Source organism: Devosia beringensis (genome assembly GCF_014926585.1).
GTDB classification, from domain to species: domain Bacteria; phylum Pseudomonadota; class Alphaproteobacteria; order Rhizobiales; family Devosiaceae; genus Devosia; species Devosia beringensis.
Map to the genome: position 1 here is coordinate 2,279,508 of NZ_CP045422.1, position 20,832 is coordinate 2,300,339.

Here is a 20,832-nt window from a genome sequence, read left to right on the forward strand (position 1 = left end):
GAGGCGTAAGACGGCGGGAATGGCGACTGGCCTAGGGGATGTCAGGCGGCCGCGCGCTGCTGCAGCAGCAGCTCGGTCAGCTTTTCCGCGGTGACTGGTCGGGAGAGCAAGAAGCCCTGGAGCTGGGTGCAGCCCAGCTTGGCCAGCATCAGGCGCTGGCTTTCGTCTTCCACGCCTTCGGCGGTCACATCGATGCCCAGGGCATCGGCCATCTGGATGACGGACTGCACGATGGTGCGCGTCACCTCGTCACTGCCCATGAGACGGGTGAAAGACTGGTCGATCTTGAGCTTGTCGATATTGTAGGTACGCAGATAGCTGATGGACGAGTAGCCGGTGCCGAAATCGTCGAGTGCGATGCGGATGCCCATTTCCTGCAGCCGCGCCAGGGTGATCTCGATCTGGGGGGAATGCTGCAGCAGCACGCCCTCGGTGATCTCGAGCTCAAGCCGTTTTGCGGGCAGTCCGGTCTTGTTGAGCACGTCGCTGACGCGGCTGCCGAAGGCCTGGTGACGCATCTGCACGGGGGAGATGTTGACGGCGATCCAGAGCAGGTCGGACTCGACCGCGGTGCGGCAAGCCTGTTCCAGCACCCATTCGCCGAGCTGGTTGATGATGCCGGTTTCCTCGGCCAGGGCGATGAACTTGTCGGGTGACAGCAGGCCGCGCTGGGGATGTTTCCAGCGGACAAGCGCCTCGGCGCCGACAATGGCGCCGGTCCGGGCGCTGAAGATGGGCTGATAGAGCACGAACAGGCCCGCGCCGGTGATCAGGGCATTGCGCAGGTCAATCTCGAGCATGCGCTTTTCGCGGCGGGAAGCGTCCATCTGTGGATCGTAAAGCTTGAGCCGGTTGCGGCCCTCGGCCTTGGCGGCATAGAGCGCCACGTCGGCGCGCCGGAACATCTCCGCCGCCGTCACCTCCCGGCCGTCCTCCAGCGAGACGCCGAAACTGGCCGTGACCTCGACGGTCTCGCCGCCCAGGACAAAGGGGTCATGCAGGGCGCGGATCAGGCCCTCGCAGATCCAGCGTGCCTGGCCTTCGCTGATCATGCCCGGCTGCACCAGGGCAAATTCGTCGCCGCCCACGCGGGCAAGGGTCGCCTCTTCGGGCAGGGCAAAGGCAAGGCGCCGCGCCACCTGGCGGATCAGATCATCACCCGCAGCGTGGCCAAGGGTGTCGTTGACCTCCTTGAAGCCGTCCAGATCGATGGAGACCAGCGCGACCTTGGTGGGCGCCAGGTATTGATAGGCCATGGCCTCGTTGAGGCGCGATTCAAACAGCGCGCGATTGGCAATGCCGGTGAGCGGATCGTGCAGCGACAGATAGGTCGTCTGATCCTGGGCGATCTCGAGCCGCAGGGTCATGCGGTGCAGCCAGGCGATCAAGGCGAGCAGGCTGGCCAGGCCCAAAGCAAAGACGCCCAGGGTGGCCGGCGCAGTTTCCACCAGGAGCTCGAGGACCGGGTGCTGTGGCTTCCACCCCAGCACGGCAATTACCCGTCAGACATTGTTGAGCACCGGAAGCGTCGAGGGCGCCCCGTTTCGGGCAACCACGCGAAGGTCATCAAGGCCGAAACGCGTGCCGACCTCGTCGAGCATGTCTGCGGAGACGAGCTTGACCGAGACATGCAGGAAGGCGTCGTCGGTGACCGGCTTGTCCGCGTCAGATGTCAGCACGACCGGTCGCAGGCTGAGATAGGCCAGGTGACCATCACCCAGGATCACGGTGTCGAGCAGGCCGCGATCGACGGGCGATGCTGTCGCGCCATCCTGCTGGGTTGACGCCAGGGCGACGCGCGCCCGGAATTCGGCAAGCAGGCCGGCAAGAACGGCTTGGTCCGCAGGATTGACCGACTGGCCAGCATATTGCCCCTGGTCTGCCGCACGAACGACATGGTCGTCCGGGGCGATGACATAGACGCGGTCATGGCCGTAATACTGGCTCATCCAATCGACGAGATTGTCGGCAATCCAGGGCTGGTCGTTGGCCTCTAGCCGCAAGACGGCCTCGTCCCAGACGGCGGTACTGTCCTGCTCGGTCGTGAGCCTGTCTTTTTCCTGATCCAGGCCAGCGGTGACCGATTGGCGCTCCTGGGCATCTGCCCAGGCGTCAATCCGCCCGGCGGCCCACCAGGTTCCGAAGGCAACCGCCAGCATCATGGCTATGCCAAAGACAAGCAGGAGCCAAACCAGGGGGCTCGACACAGAGCGCGATGATTGAGGACGGGCGGATGTCATGGCGGCAGATTAGCATGCAGTTATGATGCAATCGTTCACTGCGCCGGTGGAAATTGGCTGAGGCGAGAGTGTGGCCCCATCCTCGAATACGGCGCTGGGGCAGGGCCGTCGTCCGTCTTGACGGGGAAGTTGGAGACCCGGGCGGCGGCATTGTCCCACTGGTGGGCGGGTAAATTGTCCCGGCGCCGCGCTTGAACTGCAGACGATATGGCTGGACTTTTATAGGGTACCCCCCTATGCTACCTACAGGAGGCGCCATGTCACATATGATCACGGAAAAGAGCCGGCTGCTTGCCCGCGTCCGTCGCCTCAAGGGGCAGATGGAAGCGGTGGAGCGCGCGCTGGAGGCCGAGGTCGAGTGCGGCGATGTCCTGCAATTGCTGGCCTCAGTGCGCGGGGCGCTCAATGGCCTCACCGTCGAGCTGATCGAGGACCATATCATCCACCATGTTGTGGATCCCCAGAACGAACCCGATGCCAGCAAGGCCAAGGGGGCAGCCGACCTCATCGCGGTCGTGCGCAGCTATCTCAAGTGAAGCAGGATACCGACATGACTGAGCAAGCATTTCCGGCGCCGCATGATCACGTGTTCCTGGGAAGCGGCCACGACCGCAACGAACGGCGCACCTGGCTGGTCATCGGCCTGACTGCCACGATGATGGTGGTCGAAATCGCCGCCGGCAGCCTTTTCGGCTCGATGGCGCTGACGGCCGATGGCTGGCACATGTCCACCCATGCCGGCGCCATGCTGATCGCTGCCCTGTCCTATCGCTATGCCCGGCGGAATGCCCACAATCCGCGCTTCAGCTTCGGCACGGGCAAGTTTGGTGATCTGGCGGGCTTTGCCAGCGCGGTCGTGCTGGCCTTGATCGCGCTCCTGATCGGCTATGAGAGCTTTGTGCGGCTCGGCAGCCCCGTGGCGATCAACTTTGAGCAGGCGATCCTGGTCGCGGTCATCGGGCTGACGGTCAACCTGGTCTGTGCCTGGCTGTTGCGGGAAGATCATGCCCATCACGGGCATCACGGCCATTCGCATGGCCACGACCATCACGATCATGGTCACGCCCATGATCATGGCCATGAGCATCATGCCGGCAAGCCAGCAGGGGGGCAGGATCTGAACCTGCGCGCGGCCTATCTGCACGTGCTGGCCGACGCCCTCACCTCAATACTGGCCATTGCTGCCCTGGTGTTTGGCAGCCTCTATGGCTGGCTGTGGCTGGACCCGGTCATGGGCATTGTCGGTGGCCTGGTGATCGCCCGCTGGTCCTGGGGCCTGATCAAGCAGGCCGGTGGCTCGCTGCTGGATTACGTCCCTGCCGATGAAGACCTGCCGGCAGAAATCCGCGCGGCCGTCGAGGTGGACGGGGATACGGTAACCGACCTGCATATCTGGCGCCTCGGGCCGGGGCATTTTGGCGCCATTGTCAGGCTCGACGCGGGACAGGTGCAGGCGCCGGACGTCTACCACGCCCGGCTCGCGCATATTCATGACCTCTCCCATCTCACCGTCGAGGCGCATCGGCGTGCCTAGCGCCGTGAGCGGCATATGAGGCGGGAACCCTGAGCCGGGGGCGCTGATCGTCCGCCGGCTTTGAGGCCGAATGGCCAAGTCGCGCGGTGCGGGATCTGGGCGTCAAGGCCGTTGCGGTCGATCCGCGCATTCAGGCAACGGTAGATGAAGAACCCGTTTTCGATGGTAGGCGACTGATCGCCGGGGGCTTCACGGTTGAACTGGACGTGGGTTAGCAATGCCTAGCTGGCGTTGACCAGGGCCAGCGCCTCTTGCAGTAGTGCCGGCGTGGCCGCGGCGATGACGTTGCCGCCGCCGGTGGGTTCGCTGCCATCCCAGCAGGCCACGGCGCCGCCGGCTTGGCGGATGATGGGGACCAGAGCGGCGATGTCATAGGTGTTGAGGAAGGGCTCGATGACGAGGTCGGCATGGCCGGCCGCGAGCAGGGCATAGCCGTAGCAGTCGAGGCCGAAGCGCTGCAGGCGGGTGGCGGACTCGATGGCGCTCCACTTGGCCATGAGCTCGGGCGTGCGGAACAGCGATGGCGTGGTGGTGAAGACGCGGGCGGCGGCCAGGGTGGTGAGGCCGGAGGTGCGCAGCGGCTGGGTGACACCGTTGCGGGTATAGGTGGCGCCGGCGGGGGTGGCGAGGAAAGTCTCGCCGATAAAGGGCTGGCTCATCAGGCCGGCAATGGCAATGCCGTTATGCGCAAAGCCGATCAGCGTGCCCCAGACGGGCGCGCCGGTGATGAAGGCGCGGGTGCCGTCGACCGGGTCGATGATCCAGGTATAGTCACCCTGGCCGGAATTGCCCCATTCCTCGCCGATGATGGCGTGCTCGGGAAAGGCATTGCCGATGACGGCGCGGATGGCGGTTTCGGCGCCGCGATCGGCCTCGGTGACTGGATCAAAGCCGGCAGCCAGCTTGTTGTCGACGCCCAGATCGGTGCGGAACAAGGGCAGTGTGATGGCGGCGGCGGCATCGGCGGCGGCCAGCAAAGTGGCCTGGATCCTGGCGATATCGAGGGTCATGGGGCGTGTCGCATCAGAAGGGGCCAACACCGCGCCACGACCTCGTGGTTCGACAGGCTCACCCCAGAGGTCTACTGAAAGAACGTGCGGCTGGCTATACCGCTGGCTACTCGGCCGCGGCCTTTTCCGGCAGGGCCTGGTTGCCGACCAGCGAGACCAGATCGAGCCCGACCAAGGCAAAGATCAGCCGCTCCATGATCTGGCGGATGGCGTCGAAATTGTCGGTCTTGGTCAGGGTCACCTCGTTCATGTAGAGGTGCCGGCTGATTTCGATCTGCAGGGCATGAATGCCATGCTGGGGGCGGCCATAAGTGCGGGTGGCAAAGCCACCGGCATAGGGGCGGTTGCGCGCGACCCGCAAGCCGGCGCTGGTGAAGATGGTTTCCACCAGATCGACGAGGGCGGGGGCGCAGGTGGTACCGTAGCGGTCGCCCAGTACGATATCGGGCGCGGCCCGATCATTGGTGCGGGCGATGCGCGGCATGGAATGGCAATCGATCAGCAGGCCCACGCCAAAGGCATTGACAGCTTCGCTGAGCAGGCGCTGCAGGGCGGCGTGATAGGGATGGTAGATGCCTTCGATGCGCATGCGCGCATCGTCCAGCGTCAGCCGGTCGCGATAGATGGGCTTGTTCTCGGCAACGACGCGGGCCAGCGTGCCCAGCCCGGCGGCAACGCGGGGCGAGGTGGTATTGAAGCGATCGCTCAGCGGCTCGACAAACATGGTGGGATCGAGTTCCCATGGCTCGCGATTGACGTCGAGATAGGCGCGGGGGAAATGGGCGCGCAACAGCGGGGCGCCGACATGGGGCGCGCGGGCGAAGAGCTCGTCGACCCAGGCATCCTCGGACTGGCGGATGGAGAGGTGATCAAGCCGGGTCATGGCGAGGAAGCGTTCGGGATAGACGCGGCCGGAATGGGGGGAATTGAACACGACGGGCGAGAGGAGGCGGCGTGGCCTGATGGTCTCGAATGCCGGCTGATCCCAATAGTCAGACCGCACGCTGTTTCCCCGAACTTGCGCCTCAACGCGGCGCACCTGTGACTGTGTTGATACAGTGTCGCCGTTTGTGACGGCGTTGTCCACATTCTGCATATATTGCCAACGAGAATCGGACCTGATTTGCAGAAGTGCAAACTTGCCTTAAGCATCGCGGGCTAGAGTGCGACTCACGCCCGACGGCCGGAGAGAGATGATGAAGCGAATTCTGCTCGCTGAAGACGATAATGACATGCGCCAGTTTCTGACGCGGGCCCTCAAGAATGCCGGCTATGAAGTGGTGTCGTTCGACAACGGGCTCAGTGCCTATGAGCGGCTGCGCGAAGAGCCGTTCTCGCTGCTTCTCTCCGATATCGTGATGCCGGAAATGGACGGCATCGAGCTGGCGCGCCGCGCCACCGAACTGGACCCCGACCTCAAGGTGATGTTCATCACCGGCTTTGCCGCGGTGGCGCTGAACCCCGACAGCGACGCGCCCAAGGATGCCTCGGTGCTGAGCAAGCCGTTCCACTTGAAAGACCTTGTCAATGAGGTTGAGCGGCTCTTAGCCGCTTAGGAAACTCTACTGCGGCGGCCGCCTCGGGGCCGCTGGTTTCCACATGAACTGAGAACTTGCAGCACAAGTTCGATTGACCCCTTGACCCCCCCGCGGGTTTTATGGTCTATCCGCGCCACTGGCAGGGCTTAACGGCGCTGCCTTCCCGGAGAGATGGGCGTATAGCTCAGCGGGAGAGCACCTCGTTGACATCGAGGGGGTCACAAGTTCGATCCTTGTTACGCCCACCATCTCTCTGAATACTTCGCCTTTGGCGACGGGAGTATAGCTCAGCGGGAGAGCATTCGCTTCACACGCGAAGGGTCACAAGTTCAATCCTTGTTACTCCCACCATTCGCCTTCGCTCCCGGTGAAGGCGGTCTGCAAATACCACATTGCTGCGCTTCCGGTGCTCACGTGCCGAACGCACGCTGCGCGCTGGGTCTCGGCCATACCTGTTTTCGACTCACCCCAGATCAAAACTGAAGGAAATGGTGCCCGCCGATGACGTTGCGCGGGCGGGTCGGAATCGCCCTTTTCGACTCCGCCTCACGAAAATGCCGACTGCGAGATCGTGAAGTTGAAATTCGTGCCCGCCAGAAGATCTGAAAAAGCCCGATCGTGAGATCGGGCTTTCTGCTTTTCGGTGCCGATGTGCGGATTATTCCGCGGCCTGGCGGACAACGCGGGGGCCTTCGATCATGCCGATGGTGGCGTTGCCGTCGATGAAATCCTCGAACAGGACCGTGGTGCGGTCGGGCGTGCCGATGACCACCGCCATCTGGCCGGGGCCGTCGATGCGGCGGATCGGCGCTTCGGGCTGGTCGACGTTGAAGCTCACCGAATAGTGGCCGCCGGCCAGAGTGGTAAAGGGCAGGCCATGCCAGCTCGCCGTCGAGGTGATGTGGACGTGGCCGGCGATGACCTGGCGGATGTCGGGATGGGTCTTGAGCGCGGCGATGAAGTCGGCGGGCTCGAGCATGCGGATGTCGTCGGAGCGGATATGGAGGGCATTGGCGTTGTGATGCAGCACCACGATAACCGGCCGATCCATGGCTTCGGCCAGCCTGGCGCGCAGCCAATCAAGCTGGACCGCCTCCAATACGCCATCGACGCGGCCCGGTTCGGACGAATCGAGCAGGATGATGCGGTAGCCCTTGATGTCGATGACCTTGTCGACCTTGCCGGTCTCGATGGCGAAATCGTCGCCGAAGACCTCGAGAAAGGCCGGGCGGCGGTCATGATTGCCCAGGGTGATATGCACCGGGATGGGCAGGCGGGCGATGATGGCCTTGAGATACTCATAGGCTTCCGGCTGGCCGAGATCGGCTAGGTCGCCAGCGAGAATGCAGAAATCGGCATCGGCATAGCGCTCGACCACGGCATTGATGGCTTCTTCGAGCCGGGCGCCGGTATCAAGCGTCATCGACAGCTCGCCCTTGGGCATCACATGCAGGTCGCTCATCACGACGAATTTGAGTGTCATCTTGGCCTCTCGGATTGTTTGACGCTCTCCTAAAGGCGCTGGATGAAGCGGTTGTGACGGTCGGTCAGGCGGCCTTGCGGCGGATCGCGTAGCGGTCGCGGGCTTCGGCAACGCGGTCGCCATTGCGGTGTGTCCAGTCGCTGATGGCGGCAAGCGGCGCCTGGAGTTCGCGACCCATTTCGGTCAGCTCATAATCGACGCGCGGCGGGATGATGGGGGTGACCGTGCGATGCACAATGCCGTCTTCCTCGAGTTCGCGCAGCGTCTGGGTCAGCATCTTCTGGGAGATGCCCTCGACCTGACGCTTGAGTTCGGAAAAGCGCATCGGTCCGCTCATCAGCGACATGATGATGTAGAGCGACCAGCGTCCGCTGATGCGGCCGAGGATTTCGATCATCGGCACGGCGACGTGGGAGCATTCGGCGAAGGTTTTGGGCTGTTTCGTCGGCGTGTACGGGGTTTCCATCTGGTGCCTCAGGTCAAGAAAAGTGCCGTCTTGCGGGTCGGCGGACAGTATCGAATATAGTGTCAGTTACGTTCTGTTACTAGATACCGAATCCATCCTCACTCCACAAAAGAGACTGCCTCCCATGAGCAAACCCCGCATCGGCATTATTATTTCCACCACCCGCGAAGGGCGTTTCGGCGAACGGGTGGCGCGCTGGGTGGCTGAACAGGCCGCCAGCCGCACTGATATCGAGACCGAGATTGTCGACCTGCGCGACTATCCGCTGCCGTTCTTTGACTATATCGCCTCGCCGCGCTTCGTGCCGATCGACACGCCTGAGGCCCGGAAGTGGTCCGGCAAGCTGGCCGAGCTGGACGGCTATGTGTTCGTGACGGCGGAGTACAACCACTCGGTATCGGGGGTGATCAAGAATGCGCTCGACTTTGTGTTCGCCGAGTCGGCACGCAAGCCCGCCGCCTTTGTCGGCTATGGCGCGGTGGGCGGGGCAAGGGCGGTCGAACATCTGCGGCAAATCGTGGTGGAACTGAGCATGGTGCCCCTGAACCGGGCCGTGCATATCAATATGGAGCCCTTCATGGGCCTGATCCGCGACGGCAAGGATTTTGCCGATTACCCCTATCTGGCGCCCACTGTGGTGACGATGCTGGACGAGCTGGCCTGGTATGCCCAGACGCTCAAGACCGGCCGCGAGCTGGAGGCCCAGAAGGCCGCCGCCTAGGGACGGGTGGCGTCAACGGTCCCGGCCGGGTGCTGCCGGCCAGGACCATTGGCTCAGGCGGCAGGCCAGATGATGTCGGCATTGCCGTCGATGAAATCGTCGAACAGGACCGTTGTGCGATCGGGCGTGCCGACGACGACGGCCATCTGGCCGGGGCCGCTGATGTGGCGCATCGGGGCCTTGGGGTGATCGACCGAGAAATCCACCGAATAGTGGCCGCCCGCCAGGGTGGTGAAGGGCAGGCCGCGCCACATGGCGGTCGAGGTCAGGTGCACATGGCCGGCAATGACCTGGCGGATATCGGGATGGGTCTTAAGGGCTTCGATAAAGGCATCGGGCTCCAGGATGCGGATGGTGTCGGAGTGGATGTGCAGCGCGTTGGCATTGTGGTGCAGCACGACGATGACAGGGCGGTCCATGGCTTCGGCGAGGCGGGCGCGCAGCCAGTCGAGCTGCACTTCTTCCAGCACGCCATCGACGCGGCCGGGCTCGGAGGAATCGAGCAGGATGATGCGATAGCCCTCGGCGTCGATAACCTTGTCGACATGGCCGGTCTCGGCGGCATGGTCGGCGCCAAAGACGTCGAGGAAAGTCGGGCGGTCATCGTGATTGCCCAGGGTGATATGCACCGGGATGGGCAGGCGGGCGATGATGGTCTTGAGCCGGCTATAGGCAGCGGCCTCGCCGTGATCGGCCAGGTCACCGGCCAGGATGCAGAAGGCAGCATCGGCATGGCGGGCGAGGACCGCGTCCACCGCCTGCTCAAGGCGCGCACTGGTGTCCAGCGTGATCGACGTCTGGCCCTCGGGCACCAGGTGCAGATCGCTCATGATGATGAATTTCAGCGTCATTTCAGCCTCTCAAAAATGTTCGAGGCGTCCTAGGGGATGCAGATGACCGTCGGGTGACGATTCGATGTCACCACATGGTTTGCCTGGCCCGTTCCGGCCAGGCCTCGTCGTAGCTTCGGCCACCGACCTGATCATGGGTCATGGCGGCGAGGATTTCGCCGGGCGTCGGCAGGGTGGCGGGATCGATGTGTCTGGCCGGATTCCACAGCTCGGAGCGAACGATGGCGCGGGCGCACTGGAAATAGAGTTCGTCGATTTCCATCACGATGACCGAGCGCGGCGCCTTGCCGTCGACGGCAAAGCTCTCGAGCAGCGCCGCGTCGACGCTGATGCGGGCCCGGCCATTGGCGCGGAAGGTGGTGCCCGAGCCGGGCAGCAGGAAGAGGAAGGCGCAGCGCGGGTCGGCCAGGATATTGCGCAACGAATCGATGCGGTTATTGCCGCGGCGATCGGGCATCATCAGCGTGGTGTCATCGTGCACGCGGACAAAGCCGGGCTGGTCGCCGCGCGGGGAGCAGTCAATGCCCTCCGGGCCGATGGTGGCGAGGGCGGCAAAGGGGCTGGCCTCGACGAGGCGACGATAGTGCGGGGTCATGGTGTGAGCCACCTTGACCATGGAGGCAGGGCCCGGCGCCGGCAGGTAGAGCGCTTCGAGCTGGGCAAGTGAGGTCAGATAAGTCATGGCAGTGAACTCTTGATCGTGGAGGCCGGGCCGATGCCCCGCGGCATCGGTTCCGCCCGAAGTGATGCAGCTTGCACTAGGTGGCTGGTGTAACTGACCCTATATTGCGAACGAATGACACGGCGACAAAAGGAGTAAGGCCATGGATGCCCATGCTTTCAAGGTAACCCGCAGCGATGCGGAATGGCGCGCCAAGCTGACGCCGGAACAGTATCAGGTGATGCGCCAGCACGGCACGGAACGGCCGGGTAGCTGCGCGCTGCTGCACGAGACGCGGCAGGGCACCTTTACCTGCGCGGGCTGCGACAGCCCGCTGTTTGAGGCGACCCTCAAGTTCGAAAGCGGCACCGGCTGGCCGAGTTTCAACGACCCGCTGCCCGGCTCGGTGGAAAATACCGAAGACCGCAGCCTGGGCATGGTGCGCACCGAATGCCATTGCGCCACCTGCGGCAGCCATCTGGGGCACGTCTTCCCCGACGGTCCGCCACCCACCGGCCTGCGCTATTGCATCAATGGCGTGGCGCTGAATTTCATCCCTGCCTAACCAGCCGATTTTCTGGCCCGCTTGGCCTGCAAATGCCCGTCTCCTGCGCTTCCGGTCCTCACGTACTCAAGTACGCTGCGGTCCGGTTCTCGGAAACGGGCATTTTCGCCTCATGCGAACCAGAAACTCGACCAGTTAGGTGCCTCCCTAACGAGAAGTCCCGGAGCGATCCGGGGCTTTTTTTGGGGCGCCCCACGGTCTATAAATGCACGCTATACAATCTAACATTTTGATGAATCTTGATTCATTTTTGTTGGATCTCTGATGCCATCCTGGTCTGTAGCCTTGTTAGTATTTGTCGTGACCATATGGTGTTTTATTTACATATGCCCCGTGCTCTATGGTGCGTTTAAGTCGGGGAAAATAGAGGGGCGGTCAGGCGTTATTATCAGGGCTCGGAACTCATTTTTGTTTTATCGTCTGGTATTTTTGTATTTGGCTAGTTTGCTTATTATGACTTTTGCCAGTGCGACCTTATTTTGGAAATCTTTCCTTTAGCATTTGACCCGCCGCTGAGCGCTGGCGGCACCCCTCTCCCGTCTCGCGCTGGGCGCGAGCCACCCTCTCCCGCAGGCGGGAGAGGGAAGAAAGGGCTCCACTCAGGTGCCGCGGGGCTTGGCGCGGGCGGTGGGACGGGCTTTGGCGGGGTCGTCGGGCCAGGGGTGGCGGGGATAGCGGCCCTTGAGGTCTTTGGCGACATCGGCCCAGGAGCCGGCCCAGAAGCCGGGCAGGTCGCGGGTGGTCTGGATCGGGCGATGGGCCGGCGAGAGCAGAATCAGCACAAGGCGGATGCGGCCCTGGGCGATGGTGGGGTGGCGGGTGAGGCCGAACAGTTCCTGGACGCGGATCTCGATGGCCGGGCCGCCTTCGGCGGCGTAGTCGATGGGCACGCCATTGCCGGTGGGGGCGGTGAAATGGCTGGGCAGCAGCGCCTCGATCTCCTGGCGGCGGGCAAAGGGCAGCAGCAGGTCGAGCGCGGTGCGCAGCTCTTCGCCGGTGATCTCGGAAAGTTTGGTGAGGCCATAGAGGGCGGGGGCGAGCCAGTCGGCGACGGTGGGTGCGAGGGCGTCGGCGCTGAGATCGGGCCAGTCGTCGCCCAGGGTGGCATGCAGGAAGCCGGCGCGGGCGCGCCAGGCGGCCTGGTCGCGGCTCCAGGGCAGGAGATCAATGCCGCGGCGGGCGGCGGCTTCGGCCAGCAGCAGGGCGGCGGCCTGGGCATCATCGACGGGCACGGGTTCGTCGGCCAGCTTGAGCGCGTCGAGTTGGCGGGTGCGGCGGGCGCGCACGCTGGCCGAAGCGGCATCAAAGCCCAAAGTGGTGGCGCTGTTGATGCGGTGGGCAAAGAGGGTTTCAAGATCGGCGCGATCGAGGGCCACGGCGGCGCGGATGCGGCCTGAGGCAGCGGCGCCGGTAATGTCGGTGACGACGAGGAACGCCTGGTTGGCGAGGGCGTCGGTGAGTTCGAGGCTGGCCTGGCGGCCATTGGCCAAGCGGAACTTGCCGCGCGGGCCGGCGGCCTGGGCGACACGGTCGGGAAAGGCGCGGGCGAGGTGATGGCCGGCGGGCAGATTGCCGCCGCGGCCGCCACCGGCCAGTTTGGCCCAGCGCTGGGCCAGCTGGCGCGCATCACTGGCGCGCTTGCCGGTGTCGCGGCGGAAACGGTCGAGGCGGTGGTTCAAATCCGTACCGTCGCCGCCAAGGCCGCGTTCGCCGATCAGCACGGCCAGTTCCGCGGCGGTAAGCGCGTCGTCCTCAGCTGCAGCGGCCACCACCATATGGGCAAGGCGCGGATGCAGCGGCAGGCGGGCCAGGGCCTTGCCGTCGGCGGTAAGGTGACCGCCGGCGTCGATCGCCTCCAGCCGCTGCAGCAAAGCCACGGCTTCGGCCCAAGCGGGGGCGGGCGGGGGATCGAGGAAGGGCAGGGCAGCAGGGTCGCTGACGCCCCAGCTCGCGAGATCAAGCACGAGATTGGCGAGGTCGGCGGCGAGGATTTCGGGCGTGTCGAAGGGGGCGAGCGCGGCGGTCTGGCCCTGGTTCCACAGGCGAATGCAGACGCCCGGGGCGGTGCGACCGGCGCGGCCGCGGCGCTGGTCGGCGCCGGCACGCGAGACGCGGGCGGTATCGAGCGTGGTGAGGCCGGTGCCGGGATCATAGACCGGAACGCGGCGGAAGCCGGAATCGACGACGATGCGGACGCCATCGATGGTCAGCGAGGTTTCGGCGATGGAGGTGGCGAGTACGATCTTGCGGCGGCCGGGCTCGGCGGGGCGGATGGCGCGATCCTGCTCGGCCGGCGTCAGCTGGCCATAAAGCGGGGCAATATCGGTATCGGCGGAGACGCGGGCGGCGAGGCGCTCGGCCACCCTTGTGATCTCGCCCTGGCCTGGCAGGAAGACCAGAGCCGAGCCTTCGTGCTCGCGCAAAGCGGCGAGAACGGCGGCGGTGACCTGATCGTCGAGGCGCTGCAGCGGATCGGGTTCGCGGTGCAGGGTTTCGACGGGAAAGGCGCGACCCAGGCTCTCGATGACGGGCGCGTCCCCCAGCAGGCGGGCGACGCGGGCGCCGTCAATGGTTGCCGACATGACCAGGACGCGCAGATCGGGGCGGAGGGCGGCGGCGTCGAGCGTCAAAGCGAGGCCGAGATCGCCATCGAGACTGCGTTCGTGGAATTCGTCGAACAAAACAGCGGCGATGCCGGTGAGTTCGGGATCGTCGAGCAGCAGGCGGGTATAGACGCCCTCGGTGACGATCTCGATGCGGGTGCGGGCGGAAACTTTTGTATCCATGCGGACGCGATAGCCCACGGTCTGGCCAACTTCCTCGCCGAGCAGGCGCGCCATCTGGCCGGCAGCGGCGCGGGCGGCGAGGCGGCGCGGCTCGAGCATGATGATGCGGCCATCCCCGCGCCAGGGCGCGTCGAGCAAAGCCAGCGGGACCCGCGTTGTCTTGCCGGCGCCGGGCGGGGCGACGAGCACGGCATAGGGGCCGGCCATGAGCGCGGCGTGCAGGGCCGGCAGGGCGTCATCAATTGGTAGTGGGGGCAGGGGTGCGGGCATTGCCGGTTCATGGCGGATCAGCGAGTGTAGGGCAAGAGAGACGTGGTTTGGGGCGCGCTGCATGCAGTTAATCGAGATCGGCAATGAGCACCTGAGCGTGACGGTATCCCCCTTGGGGTCAGAGATGCAGTCGATCGTCACCAGCGACGGCCAGAGCTGGCTGTGGGATGGCGATGCGGCCTTCTGGGCGGGGCGCTCGCCGGTGCTGTTTCCCATGGTGGGCAAGGCGCCGGACGACCATATCAGCATCGACGGCCAGCGCTTTCCGATGGGCCAGCACGGCTTTGCCCGGCGCAGCCAGTTCGAGCTCGCCGAGCAGGGGGCGGATTTCTGCCGGTTCGAGCTGAAATCGAGCCTGTCGAGCCGCACGGTCTATCCGTTTGATTTCACGCTGAGCCTTGAACACCGGCTGGTGGGAAGGGCGGTGCAGGTGACGGCGGAAGTGCATAATAGCGGCCACAGCCTGATGCCGTTCGGTATCGGCTTTCACCCGGCCTTTGTCTGGCCGCTGCCGGGCTGCGAGGGGCAGAGCCATAGCGTGGTGCTCGACAATGGCCATGCGCCGGCTTTGGTGCGGCTCTCGGGTGGGCTGGTGAAACCGGAAAAGCTGGCTTCGCCCTTTGTGGATGGCAGGCTGGTGCTGGACCATGAATTGTTCGCCAGCGACGCCATGCTGTTTCCCGACGGGGCGGGGGCGGGGCTGCGCTATGGCACGGCAGACAAGGCCATCCACTTCACCTGGGAAAACCTGCCCAATCTGGCGCTGTGGAGCAAGCCGGGCGCGCCCTTCATCTGCCTTGAGCCCTGGCATGGCACGGCGGCCGAAATGGGCGGCAGCGATGACTTGGCCGAGCGGCCCTATGGGGAGGTGCTGGGGCCGGGCTCGTCGGGGCTTTACCGGTTCAAGGCGGAGATGGTGGGGTAGCTATTCCGCCGCGCCGCGTTCCGCGATGATCGGGTCGGGGCCGTTGGGGTCGCCGGGGGCGGTTTCGGCATTGAGATCGGGGAAGGCGACGACGCGGTTGTTGCGGAAGTCGAGCCGGACCACGAGCAGGCCGCGTTCCTCGAACCAGGTCAGCAGGCGCCGGGCGCGGCTGGCCGAATGGGTGCCATAGAGGCGTGCCAGGGTCGCGTCGGAGGGGCAGGCGGCGCCGCTGAGGGCGGCCTGGGCCAGCACGAGGAAGACGCCCTGGACGTCGTCGGAGAGGGTCTGCGACAGGGTCAGAGCCTGCTGCCAGCCTTCGGACTGCACGGTTTCGCTGTCGGGAGCGACGCGGGCCACCGCCAGCAGGCGCTTGAAGGCGGGCAGAGCCGGCGGCTCGCCCGGCACGCGGCGGATGCGGCAGCGCACCAGGAAATCCTGATAGAGCACGGCCACGGTGCGGAAGCTGGCATCGGGATCGCCCAAGAGCTCGGCCATGATGGCCTCTATCTGGCTATCGTGCTCGGCCTGGTCGATTTCGGGGAAGAGCGATTGCGGCGGCGCCTCGACTTCGGGCGGGCGGGCGCGCGACAGCTGGGCCAGCAGCTCATTGGTCGAGGGCGGCGCCGGCGGGGGCGGGCGGCGCACAACCGGACGGGCGATTTCGTCGGCCGAGGCGGTAAAGATCAGGTCAGCCGCGTCGAGCGGGGCCTCGGGCAGCGGGGTCAGCTTGGGGCTGGAGGAGCGGGCCTGGGTCTCGACATCGCCAATGGTGACGGGCAGCGGGCGGCGCGAAATGGCGGGCCCCAGGGCAATGAAATGGCCGCGGGCGAGGTCACGGAACTGCTCGGCCGTGCGCTTTTCCATGCCCAGCAGATCGGCGGCGCGGGCCATGTCGATATCGAGAAAGGTGCGGCCCATCAGAAAGTTGGATGCCTCGGCGGCGACGTTCTTGGCCAGCTTGGCAAGGCGCTGGGTGGCGATGACGCCGGCCAGACCGCGCTTGCGGCCGCGACACATCAGGTTGGTCATGGCGCCGAGCGACAGCTTGCGCGCTTCGTCGGAGACTTCGCCGGCCACGGCGGGGGCAAAGAGCTGGGCCTCGTCGACGACGACGAGCACGGGATACCAGTAGTCGCGATCGGCATCGAACATGCCGCCCAGAAAGGCCGCAGCGGCGCGCATCTGCTGCTCGACATCGAGGCCTTCGAGGTTGAGCACGACCGAGACGCGGTGCTGGCGGACGCGGGCGGCGATACGGGTGAGCTCGGCTTCGGTGCGGGTGGCGTCGATGACCAGATGGCCGAATTTTTCCGACAGGGTGGTGAAATCACCCTCGGGATCGATGATGCATTGCTGCACCCAGGGGGCGGACTGTTCGAGCAGGCGCCGGAGCAGGTGCGACTTGCCGGAGCCGGAATTGCCCTGGACGAGGAGACGGGTGGCGAGCAATTCCTCGAGGTCGAGCGTGGCGGGCGCGGTGCCCGCGCTCATGCCCATGTCGATTGCTACCTTCATCTAGTCTCCAGAGGGATGGCTCGTCGGAGCGCCATCGCGGTCAATTGCGCCTGCTGGTTAGCACATCGCGCCGCCGATTCGGGCAGGGGCGCGGCGATCAAACCACAGCTTTGCGGGCTTGCGGCGCTTGCGCAGACGCGCCGTGGATGCTTAACCCAGCGCCAAAGGGGCGCGCGCAGCGGCGTGCGGCCAGCAGCGCAGGTCCGGTACAAGCATGATTCGTCTCGAGAGCATTGGCAAGCAGAACGGCAAGCAGATCGTCTTCATCGAGGCGTCGGCGGCGCTGCAGAAGGGCGAAAAAATCGGCCTGGTCGGTCCCAATGGCGCCGGCAAGACGACGCTGTTCCGCATGATCACCGGCGAAGAGCAGCCCGATGAGGGCCAGGTCTCGGTCGATAAGGGCATCCAGATCGGCTATTTCAGCCAGGATGTCGGCGACATGACGGGCCGCAGCGTGGTGGCCGAAACCATGAACGGGGCCGGGCCGGTCAGCGAGCTGATGGCCGAGATGGGGGAACTGGAAACCGCCATGGGCGATCCGGACCGGGCCGACGAGATGGACGCCATCATCGAGCGCTATGGCGAGGTGCAGGGGCGCTTCGAGGAGCTGGACGGCTATTCGCTCGACGGGCGGGCGCGCGAAGTGCTCGACGGGCTGGGCTTTAGCCAGGAAATGATGGATGGCGATGTCGGCGCGCTGTCGGGCGGCTGGAAGATGCGGGTGGCGCTGGCGCGGATCCTGCTGGCACGGCCCGATGCACTGCTGCTCGACGAGCCGAGCAACCATCTCGACCTCGAAAGCCTGATCTGGCTGGAAGCCTTCCTCAAGAACTACAGCGGCGCGCTCTTGATGACGAGCCATGACCGCGAGTTCATGAACCGCATCGTCAACAAGATCGTCGAGATCGATGGCGGCACGCTGACCACCTATGCCGGCGATTACGAATTCTACCAGCAGCAGCGGGCGATCGGGGAAAAGAACCAGCAGGCGCAGTTCGACCGGCAGCAGGCCATGCTGGCCAAGGAACTGGCTTTTATCGCGCGCTTCAAGGCGCGGGCCAGCCATGCCGCCCAGGTGCAGAGCCGGGTGAAAAAGCTCGACAAGATTGACAAGGTCGAGCCGCCCAAGCGCCGGCAGACCGTGGCCTTCGAGTTCCGCCAGGCGCCGCGTTCGGGCGACGACGTGGTGGTGATCAAGAATGTCGGCAAGGCCTATGGCAGCCGCACCATTTATGACGGGCTGGACTTTCATGTGCGGCGGCGCGAGCGCTGGTGCATCATGGGGGTCAATGGCGCGGGCAAATCGACGCTGCTCAAGCTGGTGGCGGGGGATTCCACGCCTGACAGCGGCACGGTCAATGTCGGGGCGAGCGTCAAAATGGGCTATTTCGCCCAGCACGCCATGGATGTGCTCGATGGCGACCGCACCGTGTTCCAGATGCTGGAAGACAGCTTTCCGCAGGCCGGGCAGGGACCGCTGCGGGCGCTGGCCGGGGCGTTCGGCTTCTCGGGCGACGAGATGGAAAAGAAGTGCCGGGTGCTGTCGGGCGGGGAAAAGGCGCGGCTGGTGATGGCGCTGATGCTGTTTGATCCACCGAACTTTCTGGTGCTCGACGAGCCGACCAACCATCTCGACATCGCGACCAAGGAAATGCTGATTCAGGCGCTGAGCCAATTCGAGGGCACGATGCTGTTTGTCAGCCATGACCGGCATTTCCTCGCCGCCCTGAGCAACCGGGTGCTGGAGCTGACGCCGGAAGGCGTGCATGTCTATGGCGGCGGCTATACCGAATATGTGCAGAGCACGGGCCAGGAGGCGCCGGGGCTAAGAAGCTAGGACTGGTCTCGGCGTTTCTGCCGAGAGGCTGAACCCCTCACCCCGGCCCTCTCCCCTCGGGGAGCGGGGGCGCAGGAGCCAGGGCAGCACGGGCGGGCTCGGCCCCGCATGGCCTTCCTGCTCTAATTGCTTCGCTGGGGCGATTTGCCCCTACCGGGTCGTCCGGAAATCTTGTATGGAAGATGTAACCGGCCGGTTCGGCCTTCTTCCAGCAGCAAGATTACAAGCAGCAGATGACCAAGAAATTCGCCATTGTCGGCACGGGCGGCCGGCACCAGATGTTCCGCGACGCCGTTGCCATTACCCATGCCGAAAGTGCCGAACTGGTCGCCCTGTGCGACGTCAACCAGAGCCGGCTGGCGCTGTCGGCCGACAAGGTGCCCGACAAGACCGGCAATGGCATTGCCACCTATCTGGCTGAAGATTTCGACAAGATGCTCAGCGAGCAGGACCCCGACACGGTGATCGTGACGGTGCCGGATTATCTGCATGACGAATATATCGTGCGGGCGCTCGAGGCAGGTCGCAATGTGATGACCGAAAAGCCGATGACCATCGATGTGGCCCGGCTCAAGCGCATCCTGGACGCGCAGAAGGCGAGCGGCAAGAAGGTCACCGTGACCTTCAACTATCGCTATTCGCCGGCGCGTACCCAGCTCAAGGACATCCTGCTCAGCGGGGTGATCGGTGAGATCACGGCGGTCGACTTCCGCTGGTATCTCGACCGCGTGCATGGCGCCGACTATTTCCGCCGCTGGCACCGCTACAAGGACAAGTCGGGCGGGCTGCTGGTGCACAAGTCCACGCATCACTTCGACCTGTTGAACTGGTGGGTCGCCTCGACGCCCAAAAGCGTGACGGCGATCGGCAAGCGCGATTTCTACACGCCGGAAATGGCGGTCAAGCTGGGCCTGGAAGACCATGGGCCGCGCTGCCATACCTGTCCGGTGGCGGAGAAGTGCGAATTCCGCATGGACCTGGAAGCCGACGAGGCGCTCAAGGCGCTCTATCTCGATGCCGAGGAAGATGACGGCTACTGGCGCGACAAATGCGTGTTTGCCGATGACATCACCATCGAGGACACCATGCAGGTGCAGGCGCAATATGCCTCGGGCGCCTCGCTGAACTATACGCTGGTGGCCTATTCCCCCTGGGAAGGGCTCGAGGTCAAATTCCACGGCACCAAGGGCGAGCTGACGCACAAGCATATCGAAGTGCATGGCGTGTTTGCCGGCGGCCATCGCGAGCGCGACGAAACCGAGGCCATGTTCACCGAACTGCATGTGGCGGGCGGCTTGCCGCAGAAGCTCGACGTGTGGACCGGCAAGGGCAGCCATGGCGGCGCCGACCCGATCATGCTGGGCTATCTGTTCGATCCGGACAATATGGAAGCGGACAAATATGGCCGGGCTTCCGACCAGGTGGCCGGCGCCTGGTCGATCCTGACCGGGATCGCGGCCAATCAATCGATCGCCCGCAATGGCGAGCGCATTTTCGTCGACGAGATGCTGGCAGAAGCCGGCATCGTGCTGTAACCGCCGCTCTGGGGGCAAAAGCCCCCAGAAAGCTGTGGAAGGCACCATATCCGGGGGAGCATTCCCCGGATATTCCGGCACATGGTCGGGAGGGGTAACAATTATGGTGTCTGCCAAGGTGCTTGACGTGACCGAGGAGACCATGGCGATGCGCGTGGTCGGCGCTTTGCGGGACGATATCGTCACCATGGCGCTCAAGCCGGGCGATGTGATCTCGGAAAGCGACATTGCCGGCCGCTATGGCGTGTCGCGCCAGCCGGTGCGCGAGGCCTTCATCCGCCTGGCGCAGCAGGGCCTGCTGCTGATCCGGCCCAAGCGCGCAACCGTCGTCAAGAAGATCTCGCCCGAAGGGGTGCGGCAGAGCCGGTTCATCCGCGAATCCATCGAGGTGGAAATCATCCGGCGGCTGGCGGCCAATCCGGGCGACGCCGCCGACGTGCTCAAGACACTGATCATCGACCAGGACATGGCCTCGGCGGCCAATGACAGCCGGCGCTTCCACACGCTGGACGAGCTGTTTCACCGCACGCTGGCCCGGCTGGCGGGCGTGGAATATGCGTGGCAGCTGATCGACGATCACAAGATGCAGCTCGACCGGGTGCGCTACCTGACGCTGGGGACATCCTCGTCGCGCGTGGCCATCGACGAGCATGTGGTGATCGCCCGGGCCGTGGCCGAGGGCGATGTCGCCGGGGCCGAGGCGGCGATGCGGGCGCATCTGGCGCGGGCCGAAATCCTGCTCGGCCAGACCATCAGCGAGCATCCCGATTATTTCGAATAGAGCGCTGCCCGCCGGCTGACTTGTGTGGCCGGTGGATCGCATGGCGCTCCAGACCATTATCCAACAAGCGGCGGGACGAACCCGCCCGCGTGCCCGCCCCTCGGGTCGGCTGCG

At 64.8% G+C, this 20,832-nt stretch carries 19 protein-coding genes and 2 tRNA genes; 11 read left to right on the forward strand and 10 right to left on the reverse strand.

Annotation, left to right across the window (positions count from 1 at the left end):
* Window positions 1–41 precede the first annotated feature (41 nt).
* Together GDR53_RS11170 and GDR53_RS11175 are read right to left on the reverse strand one after the other, a co-directional pair.
* A complete protein-coding gene (locus GDR53_RS11170) occupies window positions 42–1,448 on the reverse strand; it encodes a putative bifunctional diguanylate cyclase/phosphodiesterase (RefSeq protein ID WP_193334580.1) in 1,407 nt (468 codons plus the stop codon).
* A gap of 54 nt (window positions 1,449–1,502) precedes the next feature.
* Window positions 1,503–2,162 carry a CHASE4 domain-containing protein gene (locus GDR53_RS11175; RefSeq protein ID WP_193334581.1) on the reverse strand — a complete coding sequence of 220 codons (660 nt, stop codon included), beginning with the start codon at window positions 2,160–2,162 and terminating at the stop codon, window positions 1,503–1,505.
* A 335-nt stretch (window positions 2,163–2,497) separates the two neighbouring features.
* Here GDR53_RS11175 and GDR53_RS11180 point away from each other — a divergent pair, with 335 nt between their 5' ends.
* Window positions 2,498–2,776: a metal/formaldehyde-sensitive transcriptional repressor gene (locus GDR53_RS11180; RefSeq protein WP_193334582.1), complete on the forward strand. Its 279-nt coding sequence runs from the start codon at window positions 2,498–2,500 to the stop codon at window positions 2,774–2,776.
* A gap of 14 nt (window positions 2,777–2,790) precedes the next feature.
* Window positions 2,791–3,774 (forward strand): CDF family Co(II)/Ni(II) efflux transporter DmeF, encoded by a 984-nt coding sequence (gene dmeF / locus GDR53_RS11185; RefSeq protein ID WP_193334583.1) that lies wholly within the window; start codon window positions 2,791–2,793, stop codon window positions 3,772–3,774.
* Between the two features lie 221 nt (window positions 3,775–3,995).
* On the opposite strand, the gene hisN is transcribed toward dmeF, so the two are convergent.
* Window positions 3,996–4,784: a histidinol-phosphatase gene (gene hisN / locus GDR53_RS11195; protein WP_193334585.1), complete on the reverse strand. Its 789-nt coding sequence runs from the start codon at window positions 4,782–4,784 to the stop codon at window positions 3,996–3,998.
* 106 nt (window positions 4,785–4,890) lie between these two features.
* The gene (locus tag GDR53_RS11200; protein ID WP_232846605.1) at window positions 4,891–5,787 is read right to left on the reverse strand and encodes an N-formylglutamate amidohydrolase; all 897 of its coding nucleotides are present in this window, start codon (window positions 5,785–5,787) and stop codon (window positions 4,891–4,893) included.
* Between the two features lie 193 nt (window positions 5,788–5,980).
* Here GDR53_RS11200 and cpdR point away from each other — a divergent pair, with 193 nt between their 5' ends.
* From cpdR to GDR53_RS11215, 3 genes are all read left to right on the forward strand, one after another.
* Entirely contained in the window at window positions 5,981–6,340 is a 360-nt protein-coding gene (gene cpdR / locus GDR53_RS11205) for a cell cycle two-component system response regulator CpdR (RefSeq protein WP_046105558.1), read from the forward strand.
* Window positions 6,341–6,495: 155 nt separating this feature from the next.
* Window positions 6,496–6,570 (forward strand) — tRNA-Val (locus GDR53_RS11210).
* Window positions 6,571–6,598: 28 nt separating this feature from the next.
* Window positions 6,599–6,673 (forward strand) — tRNA-Val (locus GDR53_RS11215).
* A gap of 307 nt (window positions 6,674–6,980) precedes the next feature.
* Here GDR53_RS11215 and GDR53_RS11220 read toward each other — a convergent pair.
* A complete protein-coding gene (locus GDR53_RS11220; RefSeq protein ID WP_193334587.1) occupies window positions 6,981–7,805 on the reverse strand; it encodes a metallophosphoesterase in 825 nt (274 codons plus the stop codon).
* Window positions 7,806–7,869: 64 nt separating this feature from the next.
* On the reverse strand, window positions 7,870–8,271 hold the full coding sequence (locus GDR53_RS11225; RefSeq protein ID WP_193334588.1) for a winged helix-turn-helix transcriptional regulator: 402 nt from the start codon (window positions 8,269–8,271) through the stop codon (window positions 7,870–7,872).
* A gap of 124 nt (window positions 8,272–8,395) precedes the next feature.
* Between GDR53_RS11225 and GDR53_RS11230 the strand changes: the two genes are divergently transcribed.
* Window positions 8,396–8,992 carry an NADPH-dependent FMN reductase gene (locus GDR53_RS11230; protein ID WP_193334589.1) on the forward strand — a complete coding sequence of 199 codons (597 nt, stop codon included), beginning with the start codon at window positions 8,396–8,398 and terminating at the stop codon, window positions 8,990–8,992.
* A gap of 53 nt (window positions 8,993–9,045) precedes the next feature.
* Here GDR53_RS11230 and GDR53_RS11235 read toward each other — a convergent pair whose 3' ends face one another.
* Window positions 9,046–9,843, reverse strand: coding sequence for a metallophosphoesterase (locus GDR53_RS11235; protein ID WP_193334590.1), 798 nt, complete (start codon window positions 9,841–9,843; stop codon window positions 9,046–9,048).
* Window positions 9,844–9,910: 67 nt separating this feature from the next.
* Window positions 9,911–10,525, reverse strand: coding sequence for a pyridoxamine 5'-phosphate oxidase family protein (locus tag GDR53_RS11240; RefSeq protein ID WP_193334591.1), 615 nt, complete (start codon window positions 10,523–10,525; stop codon window positions 9,911–9,913).
* Between the two features lie 142 nt (window positions 10,526–10,667).
* Here GDR53_RS11240 and msrB point away from each other — a divergent pair, with 142 nt between their 5' ends.
* Window positions 10,668–11,069, forward strand: coding sequence for a peptide-methionine (R)-S-oxide reductase MsrB (gene msrB, locus GDR53_RS11245; RefSeq protein WP_193334592.1), 402 nt, complete (start codon window positions 10,668–10,670; stop codon window positions 11,067–11,069).
* Between the two features lie 599 nt (window positions 11,070–11,668).
* Here msrB and hrpB read toward each other — a convergent pair.
* Window positions 11,669–14,125, reverse strand: a complete 2,457-nt coding sequence (gene hrpB, locus GDR53_RS11250; protein WP_193334593.1) for an ATP-dependent helicase HrpB — start codon at window positions 14,123–14,125, stop codon at window positions 11,669–11,671.
* A 61-nt stretch (window positions 14,126–14,186) separates the two neighbouring features.
* Between hrpB and GDR53_RS11255 the strand changes: the two genes are divergently transcribed.
* Window positions 14,187–15,050, forward strand: coding sequence for an aldose 1-epimerase family protein (locus tag GDR53_RS11255; protein WP_193334594.1), 864 nt, complete (start codon window positions 14,187–14,189; stop codon window positions 15,048–15,050).
* Here GDR53_RS11255 and GDR53_RS11260 read toward each other — a convergent pair whose 3' ends face one another.
* Window positions 15,051–16,565, reverse strand: coding sequence for an ATP-binding protein (locus tag GDR53_RS11260; RefSeq protein WP_193334595.1), 1,515 nt, complete (start codon window positions 16,563–16,565; stop codon window positions 15,051–15,053).
* Between the two features lie 214 nt (window positions 16,566–16,779).
* Between GDR53_RS11260 and GDR53_RS11265 the strand changes: the two genes are divergently transcribed.
* The 3 genes from GDR53_RS11265 (at window position 16,780) to GDR53_RS11275 (ending at window position 20,718) form a co-directional block, all read left to right on the forward strand.
* Window positions 16,780–18,402, forward strand: a complete 1,623-nt coding sequence (locus tag GDR53_RS11265; RefSeq protein WP_193334596.1) for an ABC-F family ATP-binding cassette domain-containing protein — start codon at window positions 16,780–16,782, stop codon at window positions 18,400–18,402.
* A gap of 233 nt (window positions 18,403–18,635) precedes the next feature.
* Window positions 18,636–19,937 (forward strand): Gfo/Idh/MocA family protein, encoded by a 1,302-nt coding sequence (locus GDR53_RS11270; protein ID WP_193334597.1) that lies wholly within the window; start codon window positions 18,636–18,638, stop codon window positions 19,935–19,937.
* 103 nt (window positions 19,938–20,040) lie between these two features.
* Window positions 20,041–20,718, forward strand: a complete 678-nt coding sequence (locus GDR53_RS11275; RefSeq protein ID WP_193334598.1) for a GntR family transcriptional regulator — start codon at window positions 20,041–20,043, stop codon at window positions 20,716–20,718.
* Window positions 20,719–20,832: the final 114 nt, after the last annotated feature.

Coding starts and splice junctions, on each gene's coding strand:
- dmeF (WP_193334583.1), top strand. CDS start 2,791: ATGACTGAGCAAGCATTTCCGGCGCCGCATGATCACGTGTTCCTGGGA.
- GDR53_RS11235 (WP_193334590.1), bottom strand. CDS start 9,843: ATGACGCTGAAATTCATCATCATGAGCGATCTGCACCTGGTGCCCGAG.
- GDR53_RS11180 (WP_193334582.1), top strand. CDS start 2,498: ATGTCACATATGATCACGGAAAAGAGCCGGCTGCTTGCCCGCGTCCGT.
- GDR53_RS11270 (WP_193334597.1), top strand. CDS start 18,636: ATGACCAAGAAATTCGCCATTGTCGGCACGGGCGGCCGGCACCAGATG.
- GDR53_RS11225 (WP_193334588.1), bottom strand. CDS start 8,271: ATGGAAACCCCGTACACGCCGACGAAACAGCCCAAAACCTTCGCCGAA.
- GDR53_RS11265 (WP_193334596.1), top strand. CDS start 16,780: ATGATTCGTCTCGAGAGCATTGGCAAGCAGAACGGCAAGCAGATCGTC.
- GDR53_RS11240 (WP_193334591.1), bottom strand. CDS start 10,525: ATGACTTATCTGACCTCACTTGCCCAGCTCGAAGCGCTCTACCTGCCG.
- cpdR (WP_046105558.1), top strand. CDS start 5,981: ATGAAGCGAATTCTGCTCGCTGAAGACGATAATGACATGCGCCAGTTT.
- GDR53_RS11275 (WP_193334598.1), top strand. CDS start 20,041: ATGGTGTCTGCCAAGGTGCTTGACGTGACCGAGGAGACCATGGCGATG.
- GDR53_RS11220 (WP_193334587.1), bottom strand. CDS start 7,805: ATGACACTCAAATTCGTCGTGATGAGCGACCTGCATGTGATGCCCAAG.
- hisN (WP_193334585.1), bottom strand. CDS start 4,784: ATGACCCTCGATATCGCCAGGATCCAGGCCACTTTGCTGGCCGCCGCC.
- msrB (WP_193334592.1), top strand. CDS start 10,668: ATGGATGCCCATGCTTTCAAGGTAACCCGCAGCGATGCGGAATGGCGC.
- GDR53_RS11255 (WP_193334594.1), top strand. CDS start 14,187: ATGCAGTTAATCGAGATCGGCAATGAGCACCTGAGCGTGACGGTATCC.
- GDR53_RS11260 (WP_193334595.1), bottom strand. CDS start 16,565: ATGAAGGTAGCAATCGACATGGGCATGAGCGCGGGCACCGCGCCCGCC.
- GDR53_RS11230 (WP_193334589.1), top strand. CDS start 8,396: ATGAGCAAACCCCGCATCGGCATTATTATTTCCACCACCCGCGAAGGG.
- GDR53_RS11175 (WP_193334581.1), bottom strand. CDS start 2,162: ATGATGCTGGCGGTTGCCTTCGGAACCTGGTGGGCCGCCGGGCGGATT.
- hrpB (WP_193334593.1), bottom strand. CDS start 14,125: ATGCCCGCACCCCTGCCCCCACTACCAATTGATGACGCCCTGCCGGCC.